10 protein-coding genes are annotated in these 16,006 nt (G+C 59.9%); 7 read left to right on the top strand and 3 right to left on the bottom strand.

Features of this window, described 5'->3' with window-relative positions:
* The first annotated feature begins 593 nt into the window (after positions 1-593).
* A complete protein-coding gene (locus tag ACN0SO_RS01410) occupies positions 594-5,480 on the top strand; it encodes a beta strand repeat-containing protein (RefSeq protein ID WP_417673764.1) in 4,887 nt (1,628 codons plus the stop codon).
* 38 nt (positions 5,481-5,518) lie between these two features.
* On the opposite strand, the gene ACN0SO_RS01405 is transcribed toward ACN0SO_RS01410, so the two are convergent.
* Positions 5,519-6,718 (bottom strand): T6SS phospholipase effector Tle1-like catalytic domain-containing protein, encoded by a 1,200-nt coding sequence (locus ACN0SO_RS01405; protein WP_417673762.1) that lies wholly within the window; start codon positions 6,716-6,718, stop codon positions 5,519-5,521.
* 205 nt (positions 6,719-6,923) lie between these two features.
* On the opposite strand from ACN0SO_RS01405, the gene ACN0SO_RS01400 reads away from it, so the two are divergent.
* The gene (locus ACN0SO_RS01400; protein WP_417673760.1) at positions 6,924-7,880 is read left to right on the top strand and encodes an AEC family transporter; all 957 of its coding nucleotides are present in this window, start codon (positions 6,924-6,926) and stop codon (positions 7,878-7,880) included.
* A gap of 11 nt (positions 7,881-7,891) precedes the next feature.
* On the opposite strand, the gene ACN0SO_RS01395 is transcribed toward ACN0SO_RS01400, so the two are convergent.
* Positions 7,892-8,212 (bottom strand): antibiotic biosynthesis monooxygenase family protein, encoded by a 321-nt coding sequence (locus tag ACN0SO_RS01395; protein ID WP_417673758.1) that lies wholly within the window; start codon positions 8,210-8,212, stop codon positions 7,892-7,894.
* 135 nt (positions 8,213-8,347) lie between these two features.
* Between ACN0SO_RS01395 and ACN0SO_RS01390 the strand changes: the two genes are divergently transcribed.
* Both ACN0SO_RS01390 and ACN0SO_RS01385 read left to right on the top strand, forming a co-directional pair.
* Positions 8,348-9,181 (top strand): bifunctional allantoicase/(S)-ureidoglycine aminohydrolase, encoded by an 834-nt coding sequence (locus tag ACN0SO_RS01390; protein WP_417673756.1) that lies wholly within the window; start codon positions 8,348-8,350, stop codon positions 9,179-9,181.
* Positions 9,182-9,203: 22 nt separating this feature from the next.
* Complete coding sequence (locus ACN0SO_RS01385) at positions 9,204-9,698, top strand: ureidoglycolate lyase (protein ID WP_417673754.1); 495 nt, start codon at positions 9,204-9,206, stop codon at positions 9,696-9,698.
* A 103-nt stretch (positions 9,699-9,801) separates the two neighbouring features.
* On the opposite strand, the gene ACN0SO_RS01380 is transcribed toward ACN0SO_RS01385, so the two are convergent.
* Positions 9,802-11,358: an EAL domain-containing protein gene (locus ACN0SO_RS01380; protein WP_417673752.1), complete on the bottom strand. Its 1,557-nt coding sequence runs from the start codon at positions 11,356-11,358 to the stop codon at positions 9,802-9,804.
* A gap of 241 nt (positions 11,359-11,599) precedes the next feature.
* Here ACN0SO_RS01380 and ACN0SO_RS01375 point away from each other — a divergent pair, with 241 nt between their 5' ends.
* The 3 genes from ACN0SO_RS01375 to ACN0SO_RS01365 all read left to right on the top strand — a co-directional run bounded on the left by ACN0SO_RS01375 (position 11,600) and on the right by ACN0SO_RS01365 (position 15,990).
* On the top strand, positions 11,600-12,523 hold the full coding sequence (locus tag ACN0SO_RS01375) for a sugar kinase (protein WP_417673750.1): 924 nt from the start codon (positions 11,600-11,602) through the stop codon (positions 12,521-12,523).
* 89 nt (positions 12,524-12,612) lie between these two features.
* Entirely contained in the window at positions 12,613-13,800 is a 1,188-nt protein-coding gene (locus ACN0SO_RS01370) for a hypothetical protein (protein ID WP_417673748.1), read from the top strand.
* Positions 13,801-13,929: 129 nt separating this feature from the next.
* On the top strand, positions 13,930-15,990 hold the full coding sequence (locus tag ACN0SO_RS01365) for a hypothetical protein (RefSeq protein ID WP_417673746.1): 2,061 nt from the start codon (positions 13,930-13,932) through the stop codon (positions 15,988-15,990).
* Positions 15,991-16,006 lie beyond the last annotated feature (16 nt).

Here is a 16,006-nt window from a genome sequence, read left to right as displayed (position 1 = left end):
ACGCAACGCAATCTTTCGTGTCGCCTTCTGAAAATTATTTGAAAACACTTTAAACATATTAATGCCGTTATACTTTAGCCACATACAACTTGGATTATATTGTATTATTATTTGGATTTTACACTTATTACTTAATCCACATGCACGTCCGGGAAGTCAGAGCATCGGAAAAGAGCCATCGCAGTAATTACGGCAAAGCCGGATATATCGATAAATACCATAAAAAAATCAATTTCTTAAGAAGATAAATCGGAGTTATTCATATACTCTCAGGCTATAAATCGCTTCCTTTTCCATATGGCATTAAAGCAACAAGCATTATCGAATTTTAAAAATCTGTTTTTACGACATGATTTGCTATTGAATTAAACTTACCTAACGTTATGAGTCTCAAAAGTAGTAACAATAAAAATAGCAGATCCCTAGCTGTGCTCACCCTATGAACGGGCGTAAACTCAGATCCCATCGGATGCGTTTGAGGCCGGCGGCGCCGGCCGAACTTTCTTTCCCGGACCTAAAGAGGAGGTCTCCGGGAAACGGCGAGAAGATGGCCATCTTCCTGCCGGAGAAGACTGAACCGGGAGCAATTTCACGTGAAGATATTTTATCTTCTTGGGTTTGCATTTGTTTTTGTACTGAGCAGCCTGGTGCTGGGCGGGAATGGCAATGCCGCCACCTTTCCGTGCGACGGTGATACCATTACACCGGGCAACGAAATAACGGTCGACCTTGATACCGTTACCTGTGCCACATCCTATAGTTCGCCCGTCGAAATCGAGATCCTGAACAACGGCCTTGTCAGCGGATCCACATATCAGGTCCTGTTGGCCTTTTATAATGGCGCGACCGCGACGGTCAGCGGGGCCGCCAGCGGCAACGGCTCGGGCACCTTCCTATCTCCCGAATGCGATGTGAATACCGGTTGTACGATGTCCGTCAGCGGAACGGACAGCACCGGTCCCTTCAGCTTCAATCTGGTCTTTCCGGGCGGCGGCTCGACATCCCTGACACTCAACAGCACCAGCGGTGGTCCGGCCTCTCCGGAAATTTCCGTCGCTGAAACCGGCCTGGGACAGGGCGCAATCGCAGACGGCGGAACGCTCGGGCAAGGAACGCAGACAGCCGGATCGGCCGTGAACCTCACCTTCACTGTGACGAACTCCGGAACGGGTGACCTGACAATAGCGACCGCGACGTCCAATACGCTGGACAACGTCACCGTCAATTCCATTTCCGCTCCGGGTTCGACCACCGTCACCAACAGCGGCGGAACCACCACCTTCACCGTTCAATACACACCGACACTTGCCGGCGCCTTCTCGTTCAATCTGACGTTCGCCAACGACGACAGCAACGAGAACCCTTACAACTTCACGCTCTCCGGCACCGCCACCGGTACGCCCGAGATCGCTGTCGCGGAGACAGGTCAGGGACAGGGTGGAATTGCCGACGGCGGAACACTCGGGCAAGGAACACAGACCGCCGGATCGGCCGTGAACCTGACCTTCACCGTCACCAACTCCGGAACGGCCGACCTTACGCTTGCGACCGCCACCTCCAACACGCTGAGCAACGTCACCGTCAATTCCATCTCCGCACCGGGATCGACCACCGTGACCGGGGGTGGAACGACAACCACATTCACGGTGCAATACACGCCGACACTCGCCGGCGCCTTTTCCTTCAATCTGACATTCACCAACAACGACAGTAACGAGAACCCTTACAACTTCACGCTCTCCGGCACCGCCACCGGTGCACCCGAGATATCGGTCGCGGAGACCGGCCAGGGACAGGGCGCGATCGCCGATGGCGGAACGCTCGGGCAAGGAACGCAGACGGCAGGGTCCGCCGTGAACCTGACCTTTACCGTCACCAACTCCGGAACGGCCGATCTGACGCTTGCCACCGCCACGTCCAACACGCTGAGCAACGTCACCGTCAATTCCATCTCCGCCCCCGGATCGACCACCGTGACAGGCGGCGGCGGAACCACCACATTCACGGTGCAATATACACCGACCCTTGCCGGCGCTTTTTCCTTCAACCTGACATTCACCAACAACGACAGCGACGAGAACCCTTACAACTTCACGCTTTCCGGAACCGCGACGGGCGCGCCGGAAATCTCCGTTGCCGAGACGGGCCAGGGCCAGGGTGCTGTCGCCGACGGGGGAACGCTCGGGCAAGGAACGCAAGCCGCGGGCAGCGCCCTCACCCTGACGTTCACCGTGACCAACTCCGGAACAGCGGATCTGACCCTTGCGACCGCGACGTCCAACACCTTGAGCAACGTCACTGTGAATTCCATCACCGCACCGGGGTCGACCACCGTGACCGGCGGCGGCGGAACCACGACCTTCACGGTGCAATACACGCCAACGCTCGCGGGTGCCTTCTCCTTCAATCTGACGTTCGCCAACAATGACAGCGACGAGAACCCTTACAATTTCACGCTCTCTGGAACCGCCACAGGTGCACCGGAAATCGCGGTCGCGGAGACCGGCCAAGGACAGGGCGGGATCGCAGACGGCGGAACGCTCGGGCAAGGAACGCAAACAGCAGGTTCGGCCGTGAACCTGACCTTTACCGTGACGAATTCAGGAACGGGTGATCTGACACTTGCCACTGCGACTTCCAACACACTGACGAACGTGACGGTCAATTCCATCTCCGCGCCGGGATCGACCACCGTGACCGGCGGCGGCGGAACCACCACCTTCACGGTGCAATACACACCAACGCTGGCAGGCGCCTTTTCCTTCGGTCTCAGCTTCACCAACAACGACGGCGACGAGAACCCTTACAACTTCACGCTCTCCGGAAGCGCGACCGGAGCGCCCGAGATCTCGATCAGCTCGTCAGAAGGCGGCGCCGTCGCCGACGGCGGGACGGACTCCTTCGCCAGTACGCCGGCCGCGACCAGTGCAACCACGGTCACCTATACGATCACCAACTCCGGCACGGATACCCTGACCATCACCACGCCGACCGTGGGTGCCAACGTCACCGCTACCACCAACGTCACCGTGAACAGCCTCACCCTCGGCTCGACAACCGTGACGGCAGGTGGCGGCACGACCACGCTGGTGGTCAATTACACACCGACCGCGGCGGGAGCCTTCAGCTTCGATTTCAACTTCGCAAACACCGACAGCGACGAGAACCCATTCAACATCACGGCTAGCGGCACCGCAGGCGCGGCGCCGGCACCGGAAATAGCCGTTTCCTCGTCGGAAGGCGGAGCTGTGTCGGATGGCGGCACGGATACCTTTGCCAGTACACCGGCGGCCGGCAGTGCATCCACCGTCACCTACACGATCACCAATTCGGGAACGGCGGGGCTCAACGTCACAACGCCCAGCGTCGGTTCCAATGTCACCGCTACCACCAATGTGACCGTGAACAGCCTCACCCTGGCCTCAACCACCGTTGCCAGTGGCGGCGGCACCACGACGCTGACCGTCAATTACACGGCGACTGCGGCCGGCGCCTTCAGTTTTGCATTCAACTTTGCAAACGACGACAGTGACGAGAACCCTTTCAACATCACCGCAAGCGGCTCGGCGTCCGGGGCGCCTGAAATCGCCGTCTCCTCGTCCGAAGGCGGCGCTGTCGCAGATGGCGGAACGGATACCTTTGCCAGTACACCGACGCCAGGCAGCGCGGCCACTGTCACCTATACGATCACCAACTCCGGTACGGCGGCACTCACCGTCACCGCCCCGACGGTCGGCGGCAATGTCAGCGCCAGCACCAATGTCACCGTCAACAGCTTCACCCTCGGCGCGACCACCGTCGCGTCCGGCGGCGGCACCACGACCCTGGTGATCAACTACACACCGACCGCCAACGGCGCCTTCAGCTTCGCCTTCAATTTCGCCAACACGGACGGCGACGAGAACCCGTACAACATCACGGCCAGCGGTTCGGCCGGCGGCGCCACGGCCCTGTCGGCCCTATCCGGAACCGACCAGACAAGCGAGATCAACGCCGATTTCGGAGCGCCGCTCGTGGTTAAGGCGGTCGATTCAGGCGGAAACGGCATTCCCGGTGTCAGCGTCACCTTCACCGCACCAGCCTCCGGTGCGTCTTTGACCTTCGCGTCTACCGGCACCAATACGGAGACGGTGACGACCGGGCCCGACGGAACCGCGACCAGTTCCACAATGACCGCGAACGCAACGACGTCCGATTATCTCGGGGGAAGTTCGTTTGCGGCCTATAGCGTCACGGCAGCCGCTGCGGGCCTGACCGGCACGACTTTTTCCCTGACCAACACCCGGGATTCTTCGGCTGACATCACCAAGACCAAGGAAGTGATCGCCTCCTTCGTCACCAATCGCGCAGACCAGATCGTCTCCCAGCAGCCGGATCTCGCGGGCCGTCTCATCGGCCCCTTCGGTCGTCAGAGCGGCCTCAACGGCGTTTTCTTCAACGTCACGCCCTATGCTCAGACGGCCAATTTCCAATTCAGCCTGAGAGCCTTTGCCAACAAGCTGAAGTCGCCACAGGGGTCTCCGAACGGGGCCCATCAACCGCCCAGCGCAGACCGTTTCGCCGTTTTCAACCAGTTCGACAACAAGAGTGCCGGAAGCGCCCCTTTGGGCTATTCGGCATCCCCACGTTCGAAAACGGATGAAGTGACCAGCACCGTCCTTGCCAGCAACGACACGCCCCGCGACGCCCCTTCCCGGTCGTCGCCCCGGTCCGGCTTCGACGTCTGGCTCCAGGGCACCTATGCCAGAACGGAGAACGGCAACGATGATACCCAAAGCGGCATTTTCTTCGGCGGCGTGGACTATCGTTACGGAGACACCGCCCTCATCGGCCTGATGGGCGAAGTCGATATCACCGACGAAACCAATTCGGCGGCCAATACGGCCGCGGACGGGGTGGGCTGGATGGCCGGTCCCTACGCAGTGGTGCGCGTGCATCAGAACCTCTATCTGGACGGACGTGCCACATACGGCCAGTCCTACAACAGCGTGAATGCGCTCGGGCTCTTTACCGACGACTTCACGACGGATCGCCTGTTGCTTCAGGGCGGCCTGACCGGGGACTTTACGGCCGGCAGGTTCACGTTCAATCCGTTCGCCAAGCTCACCTACTATTGGGAGGAGCAGCAAAGTTACGTGGATACCCTGGGCAACACGATCCCGAGCCAGGCCTTCGACCTGGGACGGTTATCCTTCGGCCCCAAGGTCTCCATGACGCTGCAGACGCAGGACGGGCTGTTCTTTGCTCCTTATCTGTCGATTTCCGGGATCTACGACTTCGACAAGCTTCTAGATGCCACGCCGACCAATGCCCTGCTCGCCTCTTCCGATCAGGACATCCGGGCGCGCGTCGAGGGCGGAGCAATCCTTTTTGCCCCACAGCGTGGGATCAAAGTGAGCGGAGAGGGCTTCTTCGATGGTCTGGGCGCCCCCGGATTCAAGTCCTACGGCGGCTCGCTTCAGCTCACCATACCGTTCTGAACCAGCCGGCTCACGATCCCATTCCGATCTCTGCAGATCTAAGACGCAGTCACATTGAAGGTTGTGGGCAGGTTTTTCGGGCGCTCTTCGGGATCGGCGTCGAAACGTTCCTTGACCGATTTGTGGATCCAGGCCCCTTCCGGAATAGTCCTTGGGCGGCCCATGGGAATGTACCAGCCCCCCTGCCCATCTTCGGCAGCCACGGAATATTCACTGCGTTTGCGCGGGACGATTTCCAGAACGGACCAGGCCGCATTCATGGTTTCATTCCGCTCGGCCTTGGCATCCGGCGCGACATACGAACTGTTCTTCTTCTTGCCGAGCACGATGTCGTTGACGGTCCTGGTCTTGTAGAGAAGCCCGAACGGTTTTGTTTCCTCGATCATCCACTCGAGCGTGACCTTGGCCAGGCCGCTGTCCTTTTCCCGATAACCGCCGCCGATGTCGCCGTGGACGCCTGAAAACCAGACCTCCTTGACGTCCTGGGGAACGGCGCCCTTGTCGATGAACGGTATTGGCCGGAAGTCAATTCCGGCCGACCAGAGTTGCGGCTGGAACATGGTCCGGCGCTCATGGATCGCGAGCGCGTGGCGGACATGCTCCACACTTGTGTTTGTGCGGGTGAAGGCATGGGACCGCAAACGTGGCCCGTAACGGCCAGATTCGATTACCGAGCCGACTGTATCGAACAGCCCGAGCAACTTGATCGGCAGTATCTTGGGCTGAAGAATCCGCTGGTACAGATTGATTTCCGCGAAGGCGGCTCTTGAATCCCCCTCCTCGTCCTTTTTCCCGCTGTCCACATTCAGCCCGATGTCCTTGTACGCGCGGTAGGCGTAGTCGAGCAGGTTCAGGTTTTCTTTCGGGATCAGGCCGATAGCCCGGATGAAACCGGCAAGAACGCGCGCCGTGTAAGCGCCCCGGCTGAAACCGAACAGATACAGCCGGTCCGCATCCTCGCCTTTCTTGTCCGGATCATAATGGGAGACGATAAAGCGATAGGCTTCCTTCACGTTGACGTCGAGGCCCCAGCCGGTCGCGAGCCCCCAGATCTCGACCGCCTTGCGATAATAATAGGAGACAGAATTTTCTGCACCGAACGTGCCGACGCCCGGGTCGTAGAACACGATCTGGCGATCACTTTTTTCCAGCGTTCCGAACAGGCGCAGGATATTGGTGCGGTCCGCGGAAACCTCGTTCGACGTACCGTCGCACAGGATGACGATGTTCTTTCCCATGACGCCTCCGTGATCGCGGCCTTTCGCAACCCCTGACTGCAGATCTTTCAGTTAAAACTGCGCCGGCCGTCATTTCAAGGCAATTGCCCCCTGCCTTGCCCATTGGAAACGCGCCGCACCTATTTCTTTTGCCTTTAGCGGCCTTGCCACCGCCGCGCAAAAGCGGCATAGCACGGACCGAATACCTTATCCGGGACGTTTCCTCTTGCTCAATGTCTTGACCATCAGCGGCACGATTTTCGCCCTGATCGCCGCGGGCTATTTCGCCGTCGTGAAACAGGTCTTTGCCGCCCCGGAACTGAGGGTGCTGGGCAAATACGTGATCAACTTCGCCGTACCTGCCCTGATCTTCCGGGCTGTTTCCAGCCGGTCTCCGGGCGAAGTTCTCAACACCAGCTATCTGGCCGCGTTTCTGGTCACCTCGCTTATCCTCTTTTTCTCCGGCTACCACCTTGCGAAGCGCGGTTTTCGGATGTCGCGGGCGGAAAGCACCTTTCACGGCATGGGGATGTCCTGCTCCAACAGCGGGCTGATCGGCTATCCGATCGTGCTGATGGCCCTTCCCTCCATCGCCGGGACGGCGCTCGCGCTCAACATGATCGTCGAGACCCTGGTCATGATCCCGCTGGTCCTGGTCATGGCCGAACGCGCCAGCGGCGACGGCCGCATCAGCCGGAAAATGCGCCGCGAGATTGCCATCAAGGTGCTCCGCAATCCATTCATTATCGCCATTGTGCTCGGCGTGGCGATTTCGCTTTCCGGTTGGCAACTGCCGGACATCGTCTCGAAGCCGATCAACCTGCTCGCATCTTCCAGCGTTGCAGTTTCCCTGATCGTCATCGGCGGGACGCTGGCCGGCCTGCCGCTCGGCGCCGTCAACCTCAAGATCGCCGCCGTGGTGTTCGGCAAACTGATCCTCATGCCGGCCGTCCTTGCGATATGTCTTGCGATCCTGACAGCGCTCGGTCTCGGCACCGGAAATCCCATGCTGGAAACCGCAGGCCTGCTGATGGTCGCCACGCCTGCCATGGCGACCTATCCGATCCTGGCGCAAAGCTACGGTCAGGAGAACACCGCAGCCTTGGCCATGTTCGCCATGACGATCCTGTCGTTCTTCACCATCAGCGCGCTGATGTGGTTCCTGCAGATCGGGACGAGCTAGCGCCCGATGCTCTAATCGAAACTCGCTGCGACGTCGTACATCACCGGCTCGAAGCTCTTGCACAGCGCGCTGAGCCGGCGATTACGCTCCCGCATCTCGTCAGACCTGAGCATGGCCAGAAAATCCTCGCGCCGTTTCCATTGGGAGTAGTTGGCGATGCGGGTCTGGGCGTCGTTGACATGGAGCCCCGCGCCGATGAACCCGGGCTGATGGCGGATAAAGCTCTCGTATGCGTCCTTCAGCTCTTCCATGAGATCGAAGCAGGTGCCCGGCGTCATTTCGAAGGTCGTGATCACGGTCTGGCATTCTGATTTCGCGGAAATATCCGGCATGGCTTCCTCCGTTGGTGGCTTTGGCCTTGGCTCTCAGGAGATCACATCCGGAAGTGCTTGACCACCGGGTGCAGATACCTACAAAGGCTTTGAGAATTTCCCGCCCCACCCCGGGCGCACCCAAGGAAAAAGCAGATGGACAGTTCAAATCAGTCAGGCCCCTATTACGCGCCGACCGGAGGACATCCGCCGCAAACCCAGCTTCTGACCGATCGCGCGGTGTTCACCGAAGCCTATGCAGTGATCCCCAAGGGCACCATGCGTGACATTGTCACCAGCAACCTGCCCTTCTGGGACAAGACCCGGGCCTGGGTGATCTCCCGCCCCCTGTCCGGCTTCGCGGAAACCTTCTCCCAGTACATCATGGAAGTTCAACCGGGCGGCGGCAGCACCCGTCCGGAAACCGACAGGCAAGCCGAAGCTGTCCTCTTCGTGGTCGACGGTCTGTTGACGCTGACGCTGTTCGGCAAGGTGTTTTCGATGGAGCCGGGCGGCTACGCGTATATTCCGCCGGCAGCCGACTGGCAGGTCAGCAACAACGGCGAAACCCCTGCCCGGTTCCACTGGATCCGGAAAGCCTATGAGAAGGTGGAAGGCATAGATACACCGTCTGCCTTCGTCACCAACGAAAAGGACGTGACGCCGAACCCGATGCCGGGAACGGACGGCAAATGGGCGACATCGCGCTTCGTCGACCCCAACGACATGCGTCACGACATGCATGTCACCATCGTCACCTTCGAGCCGGGCGCTGTCATTCCCTTTGCCGAAACCCATGTGATGGAACATGGGCTTTATGTCCTTGAAGGCAAGGCCGTGTACCGGCTGAACCAGGACTGGGTGGAGGTGGAGGCCGGCGACTACATGTGGCTGCGGGCCTTCTGCCCCCAGGCCTGCTACGCGGGCGGACCGGGCAAGTTCCGCTACCTTCTCTACAAGGACGTCAACCGGCATATGAAGCTGCGTTGAGGCCCCCAAAACCCAGACCATCATGACCCAGACCATCAAGACCGAGCCTTTGACAGCGGAAGCCTTTGCGCCCTTCGGCGAGATCCTCGAAGCGGTCGGCGAACCGGACAAGCTGATCAACCAGGGCCTGTGCGGCCGTTATCATGACCTCGCCGCACTCGATTTCACGGGCAGTGACGCGCGTGCCGGTGTCAGTCTGTTCCTGTCGCAGAAACGCACACTGCCCTACACGCTCGACATGGTTGAGCGGCATCCGCTCGGCAGCCAGGCCTTTGTTCCGATGACGCAGGAACCGTTTCTTGTCGTCGTGTGCCCGGACGAGGATGGTCGGCCCGGACGGCCGCGTGCCTTCATCACGCAACCCGGCCAGGGCATCAACTTCTTCCGGAACACCTGGCACGGCGTGCTGACACCGCTATCGGACCCCGGCCTTTTCTGCGTGATCGACAGGATCGGCAATGGCGATAACCTGGAAGAAGTCTGGTTCGAGACACCCTATCGGATTGAACCGGCTTAGAATTCCGATTCAGGAAAATCCCTCAAGCGTCTGATTTGCTAACAATATTCGAATTCTTGACTTGATCTGAATTCGCGCGTGCGGTCTTTTCGGTGAACATAGGTCAGGCGGCGTCCATAGCCCCGTTCTCGGCGGACCTTTCCGCGGCATCCGCTTCCGCCTGGAGCCGCGCCCGCTCGCGCTCTTCCTCTTCGATACGCTCGGCGTAAGCGATGTATTCGGACGCCGGCATGGGGGCCGCGTAATAGTATCCCTGCGCGGCAGTCACGCCGAGTTCCAGAAGCCGTTCGATCTGCTCTTCGGTTTCCACCCCCTCGGCAATGATGCCCATGCCGAGGTTGTCCGCGAGTTCCACCATGGAATCGACGATGGTCGTGGAATTGTCGTCCAGGCCGATGGTGTCGATGAACATCTTGTCGATCTTGATGATGTCCACACCGAGTTTCTGCAGATAGGCCATCCCGCCATGACCGGTACCCACGTCGTCGAGCGCGACGCGGACACCCAGAGCCTGCAACTCGGCTATGATCTTGCGTGCCCGATCCATGTCGTCGAGCGGATGGCGCTCGGTCACTTCGACCACGAGTTGTTGATAGGCTATGTTGGACTTTTCATAGATCTGCTGGATATCGGAGACGATCTGGCGATCCAGGAAGTGGCCGGCAAACAGGTTGATCGACAGCTTCAGGTCCGGGTTCTCTCCGTAAAGCTCACCAACCTCTTCCGTCGTCTGGATCATGATGTGGCGGGTCATGTCGAAGATGTGGCCATTGCTTTCGGCGTAGGCCATGAACTGGCCCGGAGACACGATCATGCCGTTCGGTCGCCGCCAGCGCATCAGCACTTCGCAGCCGCGCAGCTTGCCGGTCTCGATATCCATCACCGGCTGATAATAGGGAATAAACTCGCCGTTACGGATCGCCGCGATGAATTCGTCGTTGGCTTCGCTTTCCGGACGCCAGGAAATCCAGACGCCGATCGCCACCAGAAGCAACGCGAGCCCCGCGCAGGCTGCTGCCGCCACGACCTTGAGCGGCTGGACGGCCTGAATGGCGGCGGAGGTTGGCGCTACGATCGTCGCGTGCAGCGGATACTGCTTCGAAGCCACATTGACGACCAGCGTATCCTTCGGATCGGACCCTTCCGAATTGTAGCCGCCGGCGGAGAACCAGAGCAGATCGTTACCGAGGCGGATTTCCGACCGGCGGTAGGCGCGCAGGAATTCCGGCCCCGGGTCGATCGCGATGGCGGCCGGGGTCACTTCGGCGAACAAACGGTAGGAATTCTGAAGATCCCAACTGATAACCGCCGCGCGCGCGCCCTGAAAGCTGCGATCCAGCATACCGATACCGACAAGCGGGCCATCCTGGCGCAGGATCGGCAGAATCGCCTCTCCCGTCAGCTCCATGTCGGGAACGACGCACATCCGCTTTCCCGACGCATCGACCAGACCGATGGAATCGATCACGCCTTCGGTCGAAACCACCTTCTGGAACAGCAGGCGGTCGGCCGCATCGCATGTCTGGATATCATCCCGGTCCAGACGCTGCAGGGCAGTCACCGTGGAACTGATGGAAATCTCGGCCCGCTGCAGATACCGTGTCCCCATCGCCTCCATTTCGGAACGCGCCTGGCTTTCGGCGTACTGATTGAGGATCATATTCGCAGCAAAAAGCGGCGCTGTCGCAATCACCAGCGCTATAACAACCGTTCTTACGAAATTTATATAGCGATGCGACAAAGACTGCGCCTGCTCCTTAACAAGTCCTTAGTATCTTGAAAGAGACTCGTAAACATCCACTGAATGGAAATCAGAATTCTCTGAAATTCAAGGCTTTACGGCAATTTCACGCGCAGTGAACACTGAATTCTGACCCCCTCGCGCAATCATGGAGTTTTTCATGCAGGCATTGTTCATCGGCCAGGCCTATATCGATATCACCTTTTTGACCGACAGACTGCCGACGGGAGATGAGAAGACACTCGCCAAGGACTACGCTGTGAGTTTCGGCGGCAACGCGGTGACCGCTGCTTTTTGCTGCGCCAAGCTCGGTGGCGAGCCGGAACTCGTATGCTCCCTTGCCAACGACTGGCTGGCCCGCATGTTCCTGGATATGGCGTCGAAATACGGTATCTACGTCCATGGCCGCAAAGTCCGCGAATCGTCCCTTTCCTTCATTATGCCGAATGACGGAAAGCGCGCCATCGTCCGTTGCCGCGACAATGATTTTCTGCATCCCTTCCCATCGTTGAACCTGGACGGGATAAAGGCCCTCCATCTGGACGGCCATATGCCGGACGCGGCCCTCCATTACGCAAAGGCCTGCCGGGAACGCAAAATCCTGACCTCCCTGGACGGCGGTGCGGTGCGCGAGAACACCGATGAAGTGCTCACCCACATCGATGCCGCGGTCATGTCTCTCAGGTTCTGCGAACAGATGGGCCTGACGCCGGGCAAGACCCTGGACTACCTGCGCAAGAAAGGCTGCCCGCTCGGTGCGATCACGCTCGGCGAACACGGCACCGTCTGGTACGAAGCCGGCGGCCCGGACCGCTTCCTGCCCGCCCTCGACGTCCCGAAGAAGAAAGTCATCGACACCAACGGCGCCGGTGACGTGTTCCACGGCGCCTATATCGCCTCTTACTTGCACGCACCCTATCGAAGCTGGGAAGAGCACCTGCATTTTGCCCGCGGTGCATCGGCCCACGCGATCCAGTGCCTGGGCAACGAGGCGAGCCTGCCGTCCCTGGAAGACATTGCCGAGGCGATCCGGACTTTCCCGGAAAAGCAGGGGGACATGCCCGGAGCGGCAGACCTCACCTGAACTTATTCCCCTTGCGTGATCCTGCCACTTATCCCAGTGTTGCCGTGGGCAGGAGCGATAGAAGCTCAATTGTATCCGAGGAGCCCTCAATGAGAGAATTTTTCCGTTCCACCGCATGCCGGCTCGTGTTCGTGCTTTGCGCCAGCGCGCCATTCGCGCCGCTTCCGGCAGCGGCCTTCACGCCGACCGGGAACGAATTGGCCGATGCGTTCATGGCCGTTCTGGAAACCGATGACGGTATGGTCGACAGCTACGGCTCCGTCAGCGAAGGCGGAGAAACGGTCATCATCAAGGATCTGCTTTTGAAGCGGAAGGATGATGACACCAAATCCGCGACGATTGCCACCACCACGCTGCGCGACGGCATGGTGCAGTCCAACGGGCGCCTGAAACTCGGAAGCCTGTCCATGTCCGACTTGTCGGCAACGTCCGACGACGGCGGCCTTGCCATCGGAAGTTTCATCGCAACGAACCTCGTTCTGCCGACGCCTGAGGAGCTGAACAGCAACGATGGCGACACCGTGGTGGGGCCATCGTATGAGACGCTGGAAGTCCTCGATGCGACCATCTCCGACGGCGACGGCAACAAGTTCGACATTGGCCGGCTGTTCACGGCAATCGACGAGATGGACGGAGACCTGCCGACAGCCTTCCGATTCGCGGTCGACGACCTGAAGATCGAAGGCTCCAATCTCGACGGCGAGGCCAAGAAGACCCTGAGCGATCTCGGCTACGAAAACCTGACCCTGAGCGCGGAAGGCCAGAGCCGCTGGGATCCGGAAAAGGAAACGCTCGAGGTCAAGAACCTCAAAATTTCCGGCGCGGAGGCAGGTTCCTTTGCCCTCAATCTCAGTCTTGGCGGCGTCAGCCGCGACGTGATCACCAAACTCGGTGCGACGGAGGGCAATCCGGAAAGCGCCATGGGCCTTGTCCAGGGCATCAGCGTTAAAAACGTTTCCATCAGGCTGGACAACAGTTCGCTGGTCGAGCGGGCCCTGGACATGCAGGCCCGCGAAGCGGGAATGGACCGCGCAACCCTCGTCCAGCAACTGAGCGCCGGCCTGCCGATGATGGTCTCCATCCTTCAGAATCCGGCGTTCCAGGAGAAGGTCGTGACGGCGGCCACCACGTTCCTCAATGATCCCGTGTCGCTGGAAGTGACCGTCGCCCCCGCCAACCCGGTGCCCTTTGCCCAGATTATGGGCCAGGCGATGATGGCGCCGCAGACCCTGCCCGAGGTTCTGGCGGTCGATGTAATCGCCAACAGCCCAAACTAGGCGACAACCGGTGCCGGCGCTTACGCCGGCACCGGATACAGGAGACGGAGCCAGGGAGGATTGGAAGTGGCGCTGGTTTTTACAAACAAAATCCGTTCAGGTGCAAAATGCCTGGTACTGGCAACCACCGTGTTGTGGTTTGCAGCGGCCATGGAGCCGGCTCGATCACAGGAAGCCGCATCGCCAGCCACCGCCATTGTCACGGACTGGCTCGATACGTTGAACGGTTATGATACGGTCAGCACGAGCTATGGTGCCATCGAGCCGGGCGACAGTCCGCGCAGCGCGACTGTGAGGGATGGCGTCATCACCATCGAGCTTCCCTCCGGCCAGACCTTCGAGGCGGGAGCGGCGACGCTGCGGATCAGCTTCGAGGCCATTGCCTTCTCCGGATTGACGCAGACCGGGGGCCAAATCAACGCGGACCGGATCGAGATTCCGGGTTCCATCGACTTCGACACGACGTTCACGACCGAAGACGGAGCGGCTGCCCCCTCCCAGGAATCGAAGCCGGACGACAGCGCATCGGCAATGCAGGAAACACCGCCGGACGCGAAGGCCGACGGGTCGAAATTCCACGCCAGCTACCAGGATATTCTGATCGAGGGGGCATCGGCCCCTCTTGAGTTGCCCGGGCTGGAACTGGCCAGGACCGATCCGATGGCCTTCGCCCGTGCCATTTTCAACACAATCCGCCAGGTGTCGATCAAACGTGCCTTCATCGGCTCGGGGACCGCGACCAGCACCACACCGGGTGTCGGTTCCAGCGCGGCAACCTACCAGGACCTGTCCCTGTTCGGCATGGCGGACGGACGTATCGCAGAAGAATATGTCGGCGAAATCCGGTCCACGGAAACGACAACTCTCACAGATCCCGCAGGCACCCCGCAGAAAATCGAAGTCAGCATGGGTCCGGTCGTCGCCCGTGGTATAGATCTCGTCCCGCTCGCACCGCTGTTCGGCGCGCCGGCGGAAACCGACCGAACCGTGCTTCTGGATCGGGAGGAAATCCTGAACCTGGAAATTTCCGGGGCTGACGCCCAGGGCAAGATCGGCGGGATCATGCTGGAAAACATCTCGGTGCCGAGGCAGGAGCCGCTTCGGCTGTTCGCCTTGCTCGAAAAGCAGGGCAAAGGTGAGATCGTTTCCGAGGAAGACCTCGGCATCGCCGCCATCGAAGCATTCGGGGCTTTTTCGCTCGGCCGGTTGGAGTTCAACGACCTGGAGGTGACCGCAGATCAGGGCAAGGCCAGCCTGCGCCGTTTCCTTGTCCGGGATCTGAGCGGCCAGGGGCTGGGGGAATTCGCGCTCGACGATTTTTCGGTTTCCGTGCAGGATGGGGGCGAAATGGAATTCGATCATGCCGGGATCTCCGGCATCGAGTTCCCGCCCCTCACCGCGCTGACCGCCCTTGAAGGGGTCGACAATCCCACGCCACAGCAGCTTCAGGATGCACTCCCGGTCATCCGGAATATTCTGGTCAGCTCCCTCGGGCTGACGGTCCCGACCGAAAACATCAGCCTCGGGCTGGATCTGTTCGAGATGACCCAGGGCAGTCATGTGGGCAAGATCCCGACACGATCGTCTCTCGTCGTCGATGGCCTCGTCGTCCCGACCGACCAGATAACGGATGAAAGCGTCAAGTCGCTGCTCCAGAGCCTGGATATCGAAGAGCTCTCCATCAACCAGTCCCTGTCGGTCGCCTGGGATCCCGCCACCAGGGATCTCAGCATCCGCGACCTGACCATCGAGATGGTTGACGGCGGGACGGCCAGCTTGACCCTGACACTGGGCAATGTTCCGGAAACGCTGTTCACCAATCCGGAAACGGCCCAGGTCGCCCTCGCGTCCGCCACGTTCAAACAGGCGATCCTCCGGGTGAAAAATGCCGAAGTCGTCACAGCGTTCCTGAATGAGGAAGCGGCAAAAAACCAGATGCCTAAGGATATTCTGGCAGCGGGATTGGCCGATACGCTCAAAGGCGAACTCGGTCCCTTCGCCGGAACGGCCTTCGGCAACGAACTTCTTTCGGCCCTGCAGACCTTCCTCAACACACCGGACGAACTGACGGTCAGCTTCGAACCGGCCGCGCCGGTACCTATGGCGGAGATCTTGGGACTGGTCATGACAAGCCCGCAGGCGCTCCCCGAACGCCTCGGGGCAAAAGCGGTCGCGACCAGCACGCAGTAAACCGGACAAGTCACCC

The sequence above is a fragment of the Roseibium sp. genome, assembly GCF_048260565.1.
Taxonomy (GTDB): Bacteria; Pseudomonadota; Alphaproteobacteria; order Rhizobiales; family Stappiaceae; genus Roseibium.
Note: the sequence above shows the minus strand (reverse complement) of the source record. Positions and strands in the feature narration are given on the sequence as shown.